Source organism: Halomonas ventosae (assembly GCF_004361885.1).
In the GTDB taxonomy this organism is placed as follows: Bacteria; Pseudomonadota; Gammaproteobacteria; order Pseudomonadales; family Halomonadaceae; genus Halomonas; species Halomonas ventosae_C.
The window spans coordinates 15,581-31,083 of the sequence record NZ_SNWH01000026.1; the positions used below are offsets into that span (position 1 = coordinate 15,581).

At 58.1% G+C, this 15,503-nt stretch carries 16 protein-coding genes; 8 read left to right on the forward strand and 8 right to left on the reverse strand.

Annotated elements, in window-relative coordinates; genetic code table 11:
- Positions 1–78: 78 nt before the first annotated feature.
- From DFO68_RS13800 to DFO68_RS16095, 6 genes are all read right to left on the reverse strand, one after another.
- Positions 79–1,632 (reverse strand): DUF6094 domain-containing protein, encoded by a 1,554-nt coding sequence (locus DFO68_RS13800; protein ID WP_432206848.1) that lies wholly within the window; start codon positions 1,630–1,632, stop codon positions 79–81.
- Positions 1,633–1,649: 17 nt separating this feature from the next.
- Complete coding sequence (locus tag DFO68_RS13805; RefSeq protein WP_208107434.1) at positions 1,650–2,243, reverse strand: hypothetical protein; 594 nt, start codon at positions 2,241–2,243, stop codon at positions 1,650–1,652.
- 97 nt (positions 2,244–2,340) lie between these two features.
- Entirely contained in the window at positions 2,341–2,964 is a 624-nt protein-coding gene (locus DFO68_RS13810) for a DUF3275 family protein (RefSeq protein WP_133484216.1), read from the reverse strand.
- A gap of 93 nt (positions 2,965–3,057) precedes the next feature.
- Positions 3,058–3,597, reverse strand: coding sequence for a RadC family protein (gene radC, locus DFO68_RS13815; RefSeq protein WP_133484217.1), 540 nt, complete (start codon positions 3,595–3,597; stop codon positions 3,058–3,060).
- Positions 3,598–3,675: 78 nt separating this feature from the next.
- The gene (locus DFO68_RS13820; RefSeq protein ID WP_133484218.1) at positions 3,676–4,041 is read right to left on the reverse strand and encodes a hypothetical protein; all 366 of its coding nucleotides are present in this window, start codon (positions 4,039–4,041) and stop codon (positions 3,676–3,678) included.
- 318 nt (positions 4,042–4,359) lie between these two features.
- Entirely contained in the window at positions 4,360–4,821 is a 462-nt protein-coding gene (locus DFO68_RS16095; protein WP_133484219.1) for a DUF6998 domain-containing protein, read from the reverse strand.
- A gap of 164 nt (positions 4,822–4,985) precedes the next feature.
- On the opposite strand from DFO68_RS16095, the gene DFO68_RS13830 reads away from it, so the two are divergent.
- The 3 genes from DFO68_RS13830 to DFO68_RS13840 all read left to right on the forward strand — a co-directional run bounded on the left by DFO68_RS13830 (position 4,986) and on the right by DFO68_RS13840 (position 8,019).
- Complete coding sequence (locus tag DFO68_RS13830; RefSeq protein ID WP_133484220.1) at positions 4,986–5,507, forward strand: tyrosine-type recombinase/integrase; 522 nt, start codon at positions 4,986–4,988, stop codon at positions 5,505–5,507.
- A gap of 256 nt (positions 5,508–5,763) precedes the next feature.
- A protein-coding gene (locus DFO68_RS13835; RefSeq protein ID WP_243726522.1) for an IS3 family transposase occupies positions 5,764–6,995 on the forward strand; the annotation gives its coding sequence in 2 pieces (ribosomal slippage) (positions 5,764–6,054 and positions 6,057–6,995; 1,230 coding nt in all).
- 214 nt (positions 6,996–7,209) lie between these two features.
- A complete protein-coding gene (locus DFO68_RS13840) occupies positions 7,210–8,019 on the forward strand; it encodes an IclR family transcriptional regulator (protein WP_208107435.1) in 810 nt (269 codons plus the stop codon).
- A gap of 18 nt (positions 8,020–8,037) precedes the next feature.
- Here the strand turns inward: DFO68_RS13840 and DFO68_RS13845 are convergent, their stop codons facing one another.
- Complete coding sequence (locus tag DFO68_RS13845) at positions 8,038–9,468, reverse strand: FAD-binding oxidoreductase (RefSeq protein ID WP_133484221.1); 1,431 nt, start codon at positions 9,466–9,468, stop codon at positions 8,038–8,040.
- Between the two features lie 264 nt (positions 9,469–9,732).
- On the opposite strand from DFO68_RS13845, the gene DFO68_RS13850 reads away from it, so the two are divergent.
- The 5 genes from DFO68_RS13850 to dmpG all read left to right on the forward strand — a co-directional run bounded on the left by DFO68_RS13850 (position 9,733) and on the right by dmpG (position 14,656).
- On the forward strand, positions 9,733–10,731 hold the full coding sequence (locus tag DFO68_RS13850) for a TRAP transporter substrate-binding protein (protein ID WP_133484222.1): 999 nt from the start codon (positions 9,733–9,735) through the stop codon (positions 10,729–10,731).
- A 172-nt stretch (positions 10,732–10,903) separates the two neighbouring features.
- Positions 10,904–11,395 (forward strand): TRAP transporter small permease, encoded by a 492-nt coding sequence (locus DFO68_RS13855; RefSeq protein ID WP_133484223.1) that lies wholly within the window; start codon positions 10,904–10,906, stop codon positions 11,393–11,395.
- Positions 11,392–12,672 carry a TRAP transporter large permease gene (locus tag DFO68_RS13860; RefSeq protein WP_133484224.1) on the forward strand — a complete coding sequence of 427 codons (1,281 nt, stop codon included), beginning with the start codon at positions 11,392–11,394 and terminating at the stop codon, positions 12,670–12,672. The genes DFO68_RS13855 and DFO68_RS13860 overlap by 4 nt, the downstream gene beginning before the upstream one ends.
- Positions 12,673–12,723: 51 nt before the next feature.
- Positions 12,724–13,620, forward strand: a complete 897-nt coding sequence (locus DFO68_RS13865; RefSeq protein ID WP_133484225.1) for an acetaldehyde dehydrogenase (acetylating) — start codon at positions 12,724–12,726, stop codon at positions 13,618–13,620.
- A 16-nt stretch (positions 13,621–13,636) separates the two neighbouring features.
- On the forward strand, positions 13,637–14,656 hold the full coding sequence (gene dmpG / locus DFO68_RS13870; protein WP_133484226.1) for a 4-hydroxy-2-oxovalerate aldolase: 1,020 nt from the start codon (positions 13,637–13,639) through the stop codon (positions 14,654–14,656).
- Between the two features lie 311 nt (positions 14,657–14,967).
- Here dmpG and DFO68_RS15560 read toward each other — a convergent pair.
- Positions 14,968–15,503 (reverse strand): hypothetical protein (locus DFO68_RS15560; RefSeq protein ID WP_208107436.1); only part of this gene is annotated, 536 nt, incomplete at its 5' end.

Here is a 15,503-nt window from a genome sequence, read left to right on the forward strand (position 1 = left end):
CACAAGAAAACGGCGGACACTCCCCTCCCCTGGCGGGTTGGAAAGGCCCGCCGTGGGGAATGGCGCCCAGGGCGCCGGTCAGTAGTCCTCTGGCAGCAGCAGCGTGGTGGCGCTGCGATCCGCCTCGGTGATGATCCAGACCGTGAGCGACTCACGGATCCGGTAGGACGAGAGCAGCCTGTCACCGTGAATCAGGGCCTGCTCGTTGCTCTGGCGATCCTCCTCAGGCACGTCACCCCAGTCGCCGGTGACGTGTCGTCGGAGCAGCGCCATGGGCGAGACCTCGCCCCGCTCCACCAGCTCGTTCACGGCCCGGGTCATCACCACGCGCCCTACGTCGAAGCGGCGTGGATCCGGCCTCGCGGCACGTTCGGCGACCCGGTTGAGCGGCTCAGGGGCATCGCCTGCCTCAGCATCGGCCGTCTGATCATCCTCTTCCGGCTCGCCATCATTGGCCGCCGGCGTCGAGGTAATGGTCAGCAACTGCCCACAGTGCGGCGAGTCTGGCGTCATCTCCCAGGCGCGGATCACCGGCACGAAGCGGTCGGTGAGCACGCGGGTCTCGGTGATGGAGCCATCCTCCCGCTCGGTGAACTCGGTCTTGGCGACCTTATCCTTGTGGGTGTTGCCCTTGACCACCAGGCAGCGGCCGTTGGGCGCGGTCACTACGCCGGAGATGGCCCCGGCCGCCAGCGACAGGGCCAGGTGCCAGGAGGAGAGCCGGCGCACCGGGGGACGCGGCGCCTGGCCGGTCTTCCCGAACACGCTGCCCGCCTCGGGCCAGAGCCCCTGCAGCTTCCCGACCTCATCGGCCAGCTGCTCGGCATCGAGCGACACGCGGTAAAAGTGGCGCAGCTCGCCCTGAGCCGCCGGCACCGCGTAGGGTTCGAAGGGCCACACCGCCGGGATCACCTCGGGTATGACCTCCTTGCTTCCCACGCGCAGCAGCTGGGCGCGCATCGCCTTGGCCTCCTGGCTGCGCTGCGCCTCACGGCGTCGCACCCGGCGGCCCAGGATCACCACCTGCTGAAAGTCATCCACGGCGGCGCGGAAGACCCTCAGCTCGGTGAAGTGGTTGACCAGCCAGCCGGTCAGCTCCTTGTCCAGGGCGTAGTCGGGAACGATCAGCACCATCACGCCCCCATATTGCAGGGTGCCAACGGTGCGCTGGTAGAACAGCTTCTCGAGTCGCCTGCGCCCCTTGCCCTGATAGCTCTCATAGCCGGCGTGGTCGGCCAGCAAGTCGCCATAGGGCGGGTTGAGCCACAGGCAGCCCATGCTGCGCGGTGAGATCACCGTGTCCATCAGGTCGCCCTGCAGGCCCCTATCCACCAGGCCATCCATAGAGGCGGCCCGCTCGGCGTGATACTCCACGCCACAGGCCTGAACGCGTTCGCGTCCCAGGTGGTGGGCAAGCTCGGCGATGGCAGCGCCCTCCCCCGCACAGGGGTCGAGCACCCGCATCCGGCCGGCGCTTGCCGGGCTCAGCGCCTGAAGCACCCGCTCGAGCGACGCTTCGTCCGTGGGGAAGTAGCCATTCCTGGCGAAGTTGCGCGCGATGCGCTGAAACATCAGTGCCATGCGACACCTCCTGTCGGTTGGGTATGGTAGGCGCGGCCAGAACGGCCGCACCGTGGTGGAGCGAGAGCTCAGGGCTCGGGGGTGAGCACGCCGGCGCGAATCATGCCGCTGAGGCGCGGGGGCAGGTCGTTCTCATCGAGTGAGATCTCCCAGGCCTGAATCGGCCCCTGTGAGAACGAGGCCGGCAGTACCGCCTGCTGGGCATGCAGCAGCGTCATCACCGGCCCCTGCCAGTGATCCAGCAGAGGCAGCGGGCAGAGCTCCCGCACGCTAGGCCACAGCTGGTCATCCACCGGGCAGGCGCCCTCCTCGTCGTCGAGCAGGACGATGCTGTGTAGGTTGGCGCGATCCGGCGTGATGCAGCGCTGGTCGAAGAGCCACACGTGCACCAGGGTGCCGAAGCGCGTCTGGCGCAGCCGGGCGGAGCGCCGGGAGTAGCGGTCCATGTCGCCAAAGACCATGGCGTGGCGAGTGTCGCCCTGGCAGAGATGCAGGGTGTCCAGGCCATTATCTGCCGTTGGCAGCGTCAGCCTGGCCAGCAGCTCCTGCAGCGCTGTATCCCGCCCCCACAGGGAGAGGAACAGGCACTCGCGCTGCCGGCCAATGCAGAACGCATCGGCGTACAGGTCCAGGCACTCATCGAGGGTGTAGAGCTCGGGCATGATGGCCTCCATCGATTAACGAAGATCGATGGGGCATCCCGAGCCCGGGGCATCCCGAGCCCGGGGCATCGAGATGCCCCGGTGGGGAGTGGCTGCCTCAGGCAGCGGCTTGCCAGGTCTGCGTCGGCGCCTGGAATCGGTAGCCCAATTCCTTCAGCCGACTCACCTGACGGCGGAACAGCGCTCGGTCCACGGTGGGATCGAGCTTGACGCTCTGCCCCAGGGGCCATAGAAGCCCGAAGAGCTCGGCATCGGGATGGGTCTCCTGACCAGCGGCGTGGGCTTCTGGGGCTTGAGGGCCTGGCGCCACGCCGGCTTCACCCTGAGACGATGGCACAGGCGGAGCCGTCGGCTCGCCCGGCACAGGCGTGGATGGGGCTGGTGGCACGGGAGGCGCAGGAGAGGCTTCCTCCTCCAGCGGGTCCACCTCAGCGGAGTCGAAGCGCGGGCCATGCTGGGTCACCAGCATGCCATCCTCGGTCAGCAGCATCTCGCCGACCTTGGCGCGAACCTCCACCACCAGCCGGCCACCGGCGAAGTAGCTCGCCGGGCGGATCTCGAGCAGCAGAAACTCGCCCTCAAACACCCCTTCGCTGAACTGGTCCAGCTGAGGGTCCTTGATGACGAACTCACCGATCGAGGCCGCCAGCCGGCCGACGTTGAAGGGGCCGTTGCGCCCATGAATGGTTCGGACGGTGAGCCGCCCGGGAATCTTGATCATCACCAGACTCCTGTTCGACAGGATGCAAAAAGAGCGGACGGGGCCGGCAGTGCCGGCACCCGTCCAAGAAGTCACGGGCAAGCGCCCGAGGTGTCAGAGATAACCCCGCTCCGCGAAGGAGACCGAGTCCGAGCCGCCCACCACGATATGGTCGAGCACGCGAACTTCGATCAGACCCAGTGCCTCTTTAAGGCGCTGGGTAATGCGTCGGTCCGCATCGCTCGGATCGGGCTCCCCGCTCGGGTGGTTGTGGGTGAAGATCACCGCACCGGCGTTGTGGTGCAGCGCCGCCTTCACCACCTCCCGCGGATAGACCGAGGCGGAATCAAGGGTGCCGTGGAATAGCTCGCTGAACTCGATCACGCGGTGCTGGGTGTCCAGGAAGATGGCACCAAACACCTCATGGTCGTAGCCAGCCAGCTTGAGCCACAGGAACTCACGCACCCGGTTGGGCGTGTTGAGCTTCATGCCTTTTGAGACGGAACGCTCAACCACCTGTCGCGCCGCATCGATGACGCGGTCATCGGGAGCTGCCAGGTAGTTGCCGTCGCTGTCGCGCACGAACAGCTGAGACGCGTTGGATGGGGAGTAGCGAGACTCTGCCGGGAGGGCAGCTACTGAAGTGTGTGTCATGACCAGAACCTCCGGACATGACCGAGACCACCCCCCTCCGGGAGCGATGTCCCGGTCGGGGTAGGTAGTGTAGAAGGGTTACGCGGCGAAAAGCTGCGCGTGGTTCAGCTCGTCATGGCGTGCCACCAGCAGGTAGTCACCGTGCTGGCGGTCGCCTTGCACGACCAACGCCTCGAGCTCGAAAGCCAGAGGCTGGTGGGGATTCCCGCTGGGCGGGATGCGATGGTGAGTCAGCCGCACCGCCTGGGTCCCTGCCGGGTACCCAGAAAGCTGGCTTGCCACGTTCTGCAGCAGCATTTGGAATCGTTCGATGGGAGTGACCCCATGCTCCGAGACCACTTGCTCTGCGACATACATGCAGTCGTCCATGACCCGTTCGCTGAGGCGGATCTTGCCCGCAAAACCGTGGTCGCAGGCCAGGAGCGACATATCGTAGGACTTCATGGTGGATCTCCTGCGGTAGTGCACACAGGGGACACACCTTCCCCACCGGGGAATGTGGATCCCCTGGTGGGTGGTGGCACATAAGTGCCTAAGAAGAGGTGCGGCATCCAACCCGGATGGGCAGCCTCGTCTCGGGATGCGCGAGGCTTTGGGAGGTGGCGTACCGCTAAGCGGCGCACCCTTGGAACGCCTGGGTGCCGGGGTGCCTCGGTTGGTGCCGGTCGAGACCACCGGGCCGCCATGGGCGACACTTGCACCAGTGAGCTTACGATACGAGCATGGGGAGTCAAGCGAGCTCATCACACGCGAGTGTGCAGACTATCCAGCAATCGGCATGACCATCGGAAGCCGTGCGTCAGCCGCCACGCTGCCCATCAGCTTCAAGAGCCGGGCCAAGGACACCTGATACTGGCCGGTGCGAGGCAGCGGCTTATCGGCTAGCTCTTGCCAAACCAGCTCCCCAGGGCCGTTGTAGGCCTCCGTGAAGCTGCCGTGCCGATCCAACTTCAGCACCAGTAGGTGCTCAGGGCAGCTTCTTAATGCGACTCGGCCACCCTGCGTAGCCTTGATCTCCACGTATCGACCATCACACACAGCATCGACTCCGGGTGACGACGCTGGCAGTAGCTCCAATCCATAGTGATGCGCCGCCAAGCACTCACCAAGGCTGCCAACCAAGTGGCCATCCGGGGTGAAGTGCCTACCCGGAAACATCTCCTCCAGCTCATTTACAACCCGATATAGCTCGGCAACAAGCTGGGGCAAACGTTCTTTATTCACTCAGATTCTTCTCCCTAAAATTGCTCGCAATGGCAGCTCACGGCCAAAAGCGGACAATCATAATTTCCTAAAATAGGAATTCGGAAAACATCCATTACCCTTAATTAATAATGATAGAAGAATTTTGGGCCATCCTAGAGATTTGACCCTAGGAGAGCGGCCCCATGAACACTCCCTCTGAAAAACATCACTCCCCGTGGAACAAGGGCAAGCTGGTTGGCCAAAAGCACCCACTCCGATTGAAAGACGTTTGGGCTATTCGTGTCAGGCTTCAACTCAATAATAGACAACGTGACTTGGCGCTGTTTGAACTAGCCATTGATAGCAAGCTAAGAGCCTGCGATTTGGTCGCATTGCATGTCCGAGACGTCTCTCACGGAGATATGATATCTTCCCGAGCCATTGTAATGCAGAGAAAGACCCAAAGACCGGTCCAATTCGAGATAACCGAAAAGACTCGTAGCGCACTACGCCAGTGGATCAAGAACGAAAGCCTTGGAATGGATGATTTTTTATTTCCGAGTAGAAAATCGAGGCAGCTTCATTTATCTACCCGTCAGTATGCTCGGATAGTAAAGAACTGGGTGGCATCCATTGGCTTGGACTCATCTTCTTATGGGACTCACTCACTCCGGAGAACGAAAGTCACGATCATCTACCGTCAAACCCCTGAATTCAAGCAATAAGCGCAGCACCTGCGGTATCCAGGGCTCCTGAGTATTCCCCCACACACCCACGCACATGAATTTGACACCCGCACCCGTATACAATAATGTTTGACATATTATTATATGCGGAATAATAAATGACAGCCCAAGTAGTAGCACCAGATGAGTATAGTTCCAACGCTAGGATTGTTTACATCGAACGACTGTTATAGTGGACCCTGAAATCAAGACACTGGTTTAAGATATGCCGAGGCCGATTTCGAAGGGACCAGAGATGTCGAAACAGAAACGTAACACCCACTCACCGGAGCTGAAGGCCAAGGTCGCCCTGGAGGCTGTCCGTGGCCTGAAGACGGCGAACGAAATCGCTCAGGAATTCGGTGTCCACCCTGTGCAGGTCGGTCAGTGGAAGAAGGCCCTCCTGGCGGACTCCGCCTCCTTGTTCGACAAGAAGCGCGGGCCAAAGCCAAAGCCCGAGTACCAGTCAGACGAGAAGCTCTACGGGGAAATCGGCCGTCTGAAGATGGAGCTCGACTGGCTGAAAAAAAAATCCGGAATCAACCTGCCATGATCCGCCGCGGCTGGATCGACGCGGCCGACCGAGTGCCGCTGCTCCGCCAGTGCGCCCTGGCAGGGGTCGCCAGGTCCACCGTTTACGCTCAACGGCAGCCAACGGAGCCTTCCGAGCAGGATGTCGAACTCTGCCATGCGATCGATGAGATCTACACGCAATGGCCGTTCTACGGTAGCCGCCGGATGGTCGTGGAACTCGGTCGCCATGGCTTTCGCGTCAATCGCAAGCGCGTGCAGCGGCTGATGCGCGGCATGGGGTTGGCAGGTATGGCGCCGGGCCCCATGACCAGCCGGCCGCATCCTGAGCACAAGGTCTACCCGTACCTGCTGCGCGGCGTGTCGATCACACGCCCCAATCAGGTGTGGAGTACCGATGTGACGTACATTCGGGTGGCGCGCGGCTTCGTGTACCTGGTCGCCATCATCGACTGGTATAGCCGCAAGGTGCTCAGCTGGCGGGTGAGCAATACCATGGAGGCGTCCTTCTGCGTCGACGCCTTGGAAAGCGCCCTGCGGCTACATGGCACGCCGGAGATCTTCAACAGTGACCAAGGCTCGCAGTTCACGAGCCAGGCCTTCACGGGGGTGCTCAAGCAAGCCGGCGTCGCCATCAGCATGGACGGCCGTGGGCGCGCGTTCGACAACATCTTCGTCGAGCGGCTATGGCGGACGGTCAAGTACGAGGACGTGTATGTGAAGGGCTATGCGAGCTTGGGAGAGCTGACCCTCGGCCTATCCGCGTACTTCTCGTTCTACAACGCCCAGCGGCCTCACCAATCGCTGGAGAACCAGACCCCGGACACCGTGTATGCGTTGGGGACTGGCGGCGGTGCCGCCAGTCCCGATCACTTTGGTCATCAACGTGACACCGCTCAGGACCATGACACAGGGCAGCGCTGTGCAGCTGCAGCCAAGGCCGAGACGATAACTTAAATCGGGACGTTTTCTGTCTTGACGATGGGGTCCACTTTATTTCATAAGCCCTCAACTTCCTCGACTGCGGGTCAAAGTCTTCCGGTACAGCTAGCAGTGACAGGCTTGGTTATTGCGCCGACCCGCACACTTGTCTATCATCAAGAGCCATTTCCCTTGGGAAGAAAACGACATCCTCTACACACGCCAGTAGACGCTTGAATGAGTGGTGAATGTGCAAGACAAACAACCCCCCGAGAAGTCTGCTTCCGCTTCACAAAAAGCAGGAAAGGCTGGAAAACCCCTTCCCAGCCAGACTCTTATGCGTGGCTTGGACATCATCGAAGCCGTCTCCGAAGGAGTCAATGACATTGCCGAGCTTGCCGCCACAACCGGCATGACCTACAGCACAGCGCATCGCATTCTTTCGGCTCTCCAAGCACGCCACTACATCACCCGCGACCCTGTACGTGGCTACCGCCTTGGTCGAAAATTGCTGGAGCTCGGCTCCCTTGCCTATTCGCAGATTGATCTGGTTCGCCTGGCTCACCCCATCCTAGAGAAGCTGGCAAAAGACACCTCTGATACCGTTCACTTTGGCTATGCCGAAAAGGGTCACGTGATTTATCTTGATAAGCTCTCAAGCCGGCGCGCCGTTGAAATCAGTTCGCGCGTTGGCGGTATGAAGCCGCTTATCTCGACAGGCATCGGCAAAGCGCTAATGCTAGACGCCGACGAAGACACATGGCGCCTTTTGTACGAGCGCAATGCCCACCTGCTGCGTGAACCTGGCACGCTACAACAGTGGCTTCTCACCATGCGGAACTATGCCAGCAAAGGTTGCGCCTACGACCTAGGCGAAGATGAGCAGTCTATTCGCTGCGTTGCCGCGCCGATTCGCGACAGCAGCGGCCATATCATTGCCGCCATCAGTGTCTCCAGCACGCTTGAGCATATGAGCACGGCACGCATGGAGCAACTGGAGACGGCCGTGCTAGATAGCGCCAGGCAGATCAGCGCTGAACTCGGCGCCACCATCTCCTAACGCCGCCAGCACCTCTACTCAATCAACGATTTTTCCGGGATTTAATATACCCTTCGGGTCAAGAGCACACTTCATCCGTTTGATCAGATCAACTTCGGCCTGACTTCGGCTATGACCCAAGTAGGGTTTCTTGTGGGTGCCGATGCCATGTTCTGCGGAAACGGAACCGCCCAGTTCGCGAGTGACGCCATAGAAAGCCTCTTCCATTTCACGCTGGGTCTGCTGACGATCGTCTGGCAGCGGCCCAACAACAACATGCAGGTTACCATCGCCCACGTGACCAAAGTACATGGCATGAATATCGGGGAACATCTCGTCCATAATCTGGCGCAGGCGCTCAACGCACACTCCAATTTGAGAAATGGGGAAGGAAATGTCGAAATTGAGGGTCGGCGCGTAGGAATCGAGCATCTCAGCGACCGAATCGCGTAGCGCCCAGAAGTCGTCCGCATCGGACTGAGATTGCGCCACGGCAGCATCCAGCACCCATCCCTGCTCCAGCGCATGCTCAAGCACAGCATCGAAGCGATCCGCGTTGCCTGCAGGCTCGGCTGACTGCATATCCATCAGCACGTACAGGGGGTAATCATCATCCAGCGGCGCACGAATGCCGCCCGCCGTGGTAGCCGAACGGTAGTAGTCGTTCCACATCACTTCATAGGCGCTCACCAGTCCCGATAACCTTTGCTGAGCATAGCGCAGCAGTAATACAACCGAATTAAAATCCGGCAGTGCAATCAGTGCAGTGTTGGCGCCTGTGACCCCCGCATGCAAGCGCAGCACGGCGCGTGTAATAACCCCCATGGTGCCTTCAGTACCGATGAAAAAGCCCTTAAGGTCTGGCCCAGCATTATTCTTCACCATCTTGTTCATCATGGGCAAAACGGTGCCATCCGCCAGAACCACTTCAAGCCCCAACACTAGGTCGCGCGCCATGCCATAGCGAATCACCCGATTGCCGCCTGCATTCGTCGCGATGTTGCCCCCCACCTGGCAAGAGCCCCGCGCACCCAGGTCCAGTGCCAGCAAAAACCCCGCCTCCTGAGCAGCTTCCTGTGCGACCTGCAATGGTGTGCCAGCCAACACGGTGATGGTGGCCGACGCGTGATCGACTTCTTCGACACCACTCATCCTCTCAAGCGAGATCACCACCGCACCGGCTGAAGGCACGGCACCGCCCGCAAGTCCCGTCAGCCCTCCCTGCGGCACCACCGGCCATTGGTGGGTATGACAGACCGCCAGCGCCTTGGCAACGTCTTCCGTGGCGCGGGGCCGCAAGAACGCCAGCGGCATCTCACCGCGCTTGCCGCTCCAATCCCGAAGATACTTGTCGCTGATCGCTGCGCCCACCAGCACCTCGCTCTCCCCCAGTGCGGATTGCAGTGCGGCCAGCACGGCCACGGCGGCCGCATTTGGGGTGTCCAGATCGGAGGACGGAAAATCGGTCATGGCAAAGGGTCCTTACGTCGTCGTTATATAGCTCTTGGTGATGCCTTGATCTCACGCTCAATTGGCATAGCAATTCTCATATTATGAGATCGACATTCAATCCTTGCAAAAACGGTATCACGAAACTAGACTCCGAAACAGGTTACAGCGCTGCCCCCACTTGGTGGCCAATCGCTGGAATCGGCTTGGTTTGGTCACGAATTCAGCAGGACACGAGCCGTAGTGTTCGATTGCGGCAAGTTATATCCATGTGGAGACAACACAATGACAGGCACCCTTCCCAAGCGGTTTTTCCGTTCCGCAGCCCTAGCTGCTGGCCTCTGCGCCGTTATTTCTGGCCCCACCCTTGCTCAGGAAATGGTTCTCAAGGCAGGCCATGCGGCTTCCACCAGCAATACTGGCCACAAGGCATTTGAATTCTTGGCTCAGGAACTGGCTGACAATACCGATGGCCGCATCAGCCTTGAAATCTACCCCAGTTCACAACTCGGCAGCGAACGTGAGCTGGTTGAGAGCATCCAGCTAGGCAACGTCGACATGACATTTGTCTCGTCGGCCGTGCTGGGCAACTTCAACCCGCAGTTCTTTGCCCTGGACATTCCATTCATGTTCAAGGACCGGGATGACGTATACCGGGTGCTGGACGGTGAGATTGGACAAAACCTGCTGACCAGCCTCGAGCAAGTGGGGATCAAAGGTCTTGGCTACTGGGAAAATGGGTTTCGGCAGCTGACCAACAGCAAGCAGGACATCCGCTCGCCCGAAGACCTTGAGGGGATGCGTATGCGCACCATGGAAAACGCTGTGCACCTTGAAGCCTGGCGCAATGTCGGCGCCAATCCGGCCCCGCTGGCCTTTGGTGAACTGTTCACGGCCCTACAGCAGGGCACCTTCGACGCACAGGAAGGGCCCATCAACCTGTTCTACGACATGCGCTTCAACGAGGTTCAGAAGCACATCACCAAAACCAACCACGTCTACTCACCGTGGCCCATACTTATCAATCCCAATATTTACAACAGTCTGAGCGACGAAGACAGGGTGATCTTGGAAGAAGCCGTCGCCAAATCGATAACGTATCAGCGTAACTTGGCGCAGCAGGCCGATGAAGCAGCCATTGCCGCCATGTCCGATGTCACAATCACTGAATTGTCTCCTGAAGAGCTTGAGGCCTTCGCCAGCCATATGGACCCCATCTATGACATGGTAAGGGAGCGCGTAGGCGACGAGATCATTGATGACATCCTGGCTGAAATAAAATAAGACCCCTTCAGCCTGCTACCATAACCGTAAGAACTAAGTCGTAAGCACTAACGCTCGCCGAGGCACCACCCACCCGGCGAGCGTTAGTGCAGACCTAGGTCGGCACTACACTCCACGGCAAACTGTACCGTACACAGTGTCTCGCCGTTGGCTAAATCTCGGACATCACAACATGTTCAAGTTTCTCGATAAACATCTTGAAGAAATATTTATGGTATTTCTTCTATCCTTGATGTCGATATTGATCGGTGCACAGGTATTCATGCGATATGTCATGAACGACTCGCTGACATGGTCGGAAGAACTGGCCCGATATGCCTTTATCTGGGCCACGTATATAGGGGTCGCAAGCGGCGTCAAACGCAATGCTCATATCTGTGTGGAAGCCGCTGTGACTAAGCTGCCAGCTCTCTACCAGCGCTATGCCGCTATAGTCGCCCACATTCTGTTCATTGCTTTCGCCATACTGGTCATGAAAGAAGGCTATGCACTGACACAGAAAATTCTCTCGTTTGGACAAAAATCATCTGCTCTTGGGATTCCCATGGGATGGATTTACCTCGCACCCACGGTGGGTTTCGGCCTGGTTATAGTTCGCCTGATCCAGCGGATCGTGTTCGAGATCCAGACGATCCGACGCAGCCACGGTGAGGTAAAATCGTGATTACCCTCTTGCTATTTGGTTCCTTTCTAGTTTTTTTACTTTTCAGTGTCCCTATTGCCATCTCGCTAGGGTTGGCATCCTCCTTTGCCTTACTGTTCAGCGGCAAGGTCAGCAGCACCTATATTGCCCAAGGGCTTGTCACCTCTATCGACTCCTTCCCGCTTATGGCGGTGCCCTTCTTTATTCTGGCGGGTGACCTGATGGGCGAAGGTGGCCTGTCTCGACGATTGTTGAACGTCGCCAACGTTTTTTTTGGGCGTTATACCGGCGGGCTGGCCGTTATCGGCGTAGTAACATGCATGTTCTTTGCCGCTATCTCCGGATCTGGCCCTGCCACGGTGGCAGCGATTGGTGGCCTGCTCCTACCCGCCATGGCGCGGGCCGGCTATGAGAAAGGCTTCTCTGTCGGCGTCATCGCGTCTGCGGGTAGCTTGGGCATCATCATTCCACCCAGTATTCCCATGATCATCTACGCGGTATCGGCCAACGTATCTATTACCGAGATGTTCATTGCCGGTGCGGTGCCAGGCCTGCTGATTGGTCTGGCGCTCATCCTTACTGCCTATATCAAGGCCCGCAGAGCGGGTTATACCGGCAGCCAGACCCGATACACCACAAAGGAAAAGCTCGCTACGCTATGGGAGGCAAAGTGGGCACTACTGGTACCGGTGATTATCCTAGGGGGAATCTATGGCGGCATCTTTACACCTACAGAAGCCGCGTCAATTGGTGTCATATATGGATTTTTAGTAGGCGTATTCGTCCATAAAGAGATCAAGATAAAGAGCCTTTACGAGGTGATTAGCAGGTCGGCACTGACCTCTTCCACCGTCATCGTCATCGTCGGCACTGCCACCATCTTTGGGCGCATGCTAGCGATTGAACGCATTCCCTTCATGATTGCTGAGTCTATCGTCAATCTGACCGACAACCCAATTCTCATACTGATGATGATCAACGTACTGCTGTTGATCATTGGTATGTTCATGGAGACGTTGGCCGCAATTATTATTCTGGTTCCCATTCTGCTTCCCGTGGTCGTCGCGGTCGGAATCGACCCCGTGCACTTCGGCATTGTGATGATCCTCAATCTAGCCATCGGAATGGTAACACCGCCAGTGGGGGTAAATCTGTTCGTGGGTGCTCGTGTTGCCGGCACGTCATTGGAAAAGGCATCCGTTGGTTCGATTCCTTTTATCTTGGCGATGTTCGCCATGTTGGCCTTGGTGACATACGTGCCGTGGATATCCCTGGCGCTTGTCAAACTGATGGGGTGAGATACAACCGCCCGTCAATGTTTTCTGAAAATCACATATCAGGAGTCAGAAATGGCACAGAAAATCAAAACAGCTATCATCGGCCCCGGCAACATTGGTACCGACTTGTTGGCCAAGCTGATGCGCAGCCCCTTGCTGGAGCCCGTCTGGATGGTGGGGGTAGACCCCGAATCTGATGGCTTGAAGCGGGCCGCTAAATTAGGCATAAAAACGACAGCGCAAGGTGTGGACGGCCTGCTGCCTTTCGTCAAAGAAGACGACATCAAAATTGTCTTTGACGCCACCAGCGCCTATGTCCATAAAGAAAACGCCGATAAGCTGACGCCTCTGGGCGTGCTGATGATCGACCTGACACCGGCGGCTATTGGTCCTTTCTGTGTACCGCCGGCCAATCTGAAAGAACAACTGGGGCGAGGGGTCAACAACGTCAATATGGTCACCTGTGGCGGCCAGGCCACGATCCCCATGGTGTATGCGGTATCACGCATTCAGCCGGTTGAATATGCCGAAATCGTAGCAACGGTCTCGTCTCGATCGGCTGGCCCCGGCACACGCAAGAATATTGACGAATTCACCCGCACCACCGCCAACGCGGTTGAGCAGGTTGGTGGTGCGAGGCAGGGCAAGGCCATTATCATCCTGAATCCCGCTGAGCCGCCCCTCATCATGCGCGATACCGTGCACTGCCTGACCGAGGGCGAGGCCGATCAGGAGAAAATCACGGCCTCCATTCACTCCATGATCACCGACGTACAGAAGTATGTGCCTGGCTATCGCCTAGTAAACGGCCCAGTGTTCGACGGCAATCGCGTGTCTGTGTACCTGGAGGTGGAAGGACTTGGCGACTATCTACCCAAGTATTCTGGCAACCTGGACATCATGACCGCTGCCGCAGCACGGACAGCCGAAATGTTTGCCGAACAGCTTCAAGCTATCGCGACCGCCTGAACGGGAGAAGAACCTCATGAGCAAGAACGTCATTCTACACGACATGACACTGCGCGACGGCATGCACCCCAAGCGCCACCAGATCACCCTTACGCAAATGAGCGACATTGCGCAAGGCCTAGACGACGCTGGTGTTCCCCTCATTGAAGTCACCCACGGTGATGGCCTGGGTGGTGCTTCTGTAAACTACGGCTTCCCCGCGCATAGTGATGAAGAGTATTTGAGCACCGTAGTGCCTCTGATGAAACAAGCCAAGGTATCCGCCTTGCTGCTGCCAGGTATTGGCACCGTTGATCATTTGAAGATGGCGCACGACATCGGTGTCAGTACCATCCGTGTGGCGACCCACTGCACGGAAGCCGATGTGGCCGAACAGCACATCTCGCTGGGCCGTAAACTGGGTATGGACACCGTCGGCTTTCTGATGATGAGCCACATGAACGAGCCAAAGGGCCTAGCTGAACAAGCCAAACTGATGGAAAGCTATGGTGCCAACTGCATTTATGTCACCGATTCAGCCGGCCACTTGCTGCCAAACTCGGTGGTAGACCGTCTGAGGGCCGTGCGCGATGTGCTTGCGCCGGATACCGAGCTAGGCTTCCACGGCCATCACAATCTGGGCATGGGCGTGGCCAATAGCGTAGCGGCCATCCAAGCCGGCGCCGACCGCATTGATGCTGCCGCCGCCGGCCTAGGTGCCGGTGCCGGCAATACGCCGCTAGAAGTGCTTGTGGCCGTGCTGGACCTGATGAACGTAGATACCGGTGTGGATGTCTTCAAGATTCAAGACGTAGCGGAAGATCTGGTCGTGCCTATCATGGATTTTCCCATTCGCGTAGACCGCGACGCCCTGACCCTGGGCTATGCCGGGGTCTACGGATCCTTCCTGTTATTCGCCAAACGTGCAGAGCAGAAATACGGCGTCCCGGCACGCGAAATCCTCGTCGAAATGGGGCGCCGAGGCATGATCGGCGGCCAGGAAGATATGATCGAGGATACTGCCCTGTCCCTCTTGCGTCAGAAACAAAGCACCTGACCACTTTATCTATTCTTTTGCATTAGCTAAGACGGCGAGGAGGCTGGCCCTATTTCCCTTGATCCAGCCCATGCCGAGATAGCACTTAGGCCGGATAAGCCGAAGGCGCATCCACCATGACGATGGCAGCCATTTCTCGCCAGGTACGCTAACGCTTACCTAGCCGTCTGGCTGCCATATTCGTGTTAGGGGAGTATAGTGCTGGCGAGACACTTCCCGACCACGGAATTGTTGATGCCATGGTGGAACGCTTTGAGGGCCGTAACAGAGAAGTACTGGCAATCAGCCAACCTTACTGTTAGCAGCTTTAATCATTCCACTATCTTTTGAATCTCGGCTTCGAACTCCTTCATCTTTTTTTCATTATACTCTTTCATCTTTACGGACTGACACTTACTTACAACGTCCCTCTCCAGGGCATCGACGACTTTTTCTTTTCCGCTACTTTCAGGAAGCTCCCTTATCGCGCTAGAAAGCTTTAAAAAACTGTTTCCCGCCATACTAACCAACATTTGATTCCATGGTTTCACAACCATATTATGGAGCTGGTAGGTTGAATATTCATTACCCCAATCCTCTCTCTCCCATTCCTCCCTCCAATTCTCACCATATATACGACACTGGCTCTCAATCTCAACTATCCATGGCGCGCTATCTTCTATATACCCTGAATCCGTGAGACCAGCCCCCAGAAATGCTTCTAACCTAATGAACTGCATGGCAATATTTCGAATATCGCCATTCACCCAGATAGTGCCATGCCCAACGTCAAGTTCCGTGCCAGTCGCCGCACCCTCACCAGCCACGCCGGGCTGTCCATCATCGGGCAATGCTTCGAGATCGCTGG

Bases quoted from the DNA above. Each gene is read 5' to 3' on its own strand.
- DFO68_RS13810 (WP_133484216.1), bottom strand. From the start codon at position 2,964: ATGATCAAGATTCCCGGGCGGCTCACCGTCCGAACCATTCATGGGCGC.
- radC (WP_133484217.1), bottom strand. From the start codon at position 3,597: ATGACACACACTTCAGTAGCTGCCCTCCCGGCAGAGTCTCGCTACTCC.
- dmpG (WP_133484226.1), top strand. From the start codon at position 13,637: ATGAGCAAGAACGTCATTCTACACGACATGACACTGCGCGACGGCATG.
- DFO68_RS13830 (WP_133484220.1), top strand. From the start codon at position 4,986: ATGAACACTCCCTCTGAAAAACATCACTCCCCGTGGAACAAGGGCAAG.
- DFO68_RS13820 (WP_133484218.1), bottom strand. From the start codon at position 4,041: ATGAAGTCCTACGATATGTCGCTCCTGGCCTGCGACCACGGTTTTGCG.
- DFO68_RS13805 (WP_208107434.1), bottom strand. From the start codon at position 2,243: ATGCCCGAGCTCTACACCCTCGATGAGTGCCTGGACCTGTACGCCGAT.
- DFO68_RS13845 (WP_133484221.1), bottom strand. From the start codon at position 9,468: ATGACCGATTTTCCGTCCTCCGATCTGGACACCCCAAATGCGGCCGCC.
- DFO68_RS13850 (WP_133484222.1), top strand. From the start codon at position 9,733: ATGACAGGCACCCTTCCCAAGCGGTTTTTCCGTTCCGCAGCCCTAGCT.
- DFO68_RS13865 (WP_133484225.1), top strand. From the start codon at position 12,724: ATGGCACAGAAAATCAAAACAGCTATCATCGGCCCCGGCAACATTGGT.
- DFO68_RS13855 (WP_133484223.1), top strand. From the start codon at position 10,904: ATGTTCAAGTTTCTCGATAAACATCTTGAAGAAATATTTATGGTATTT.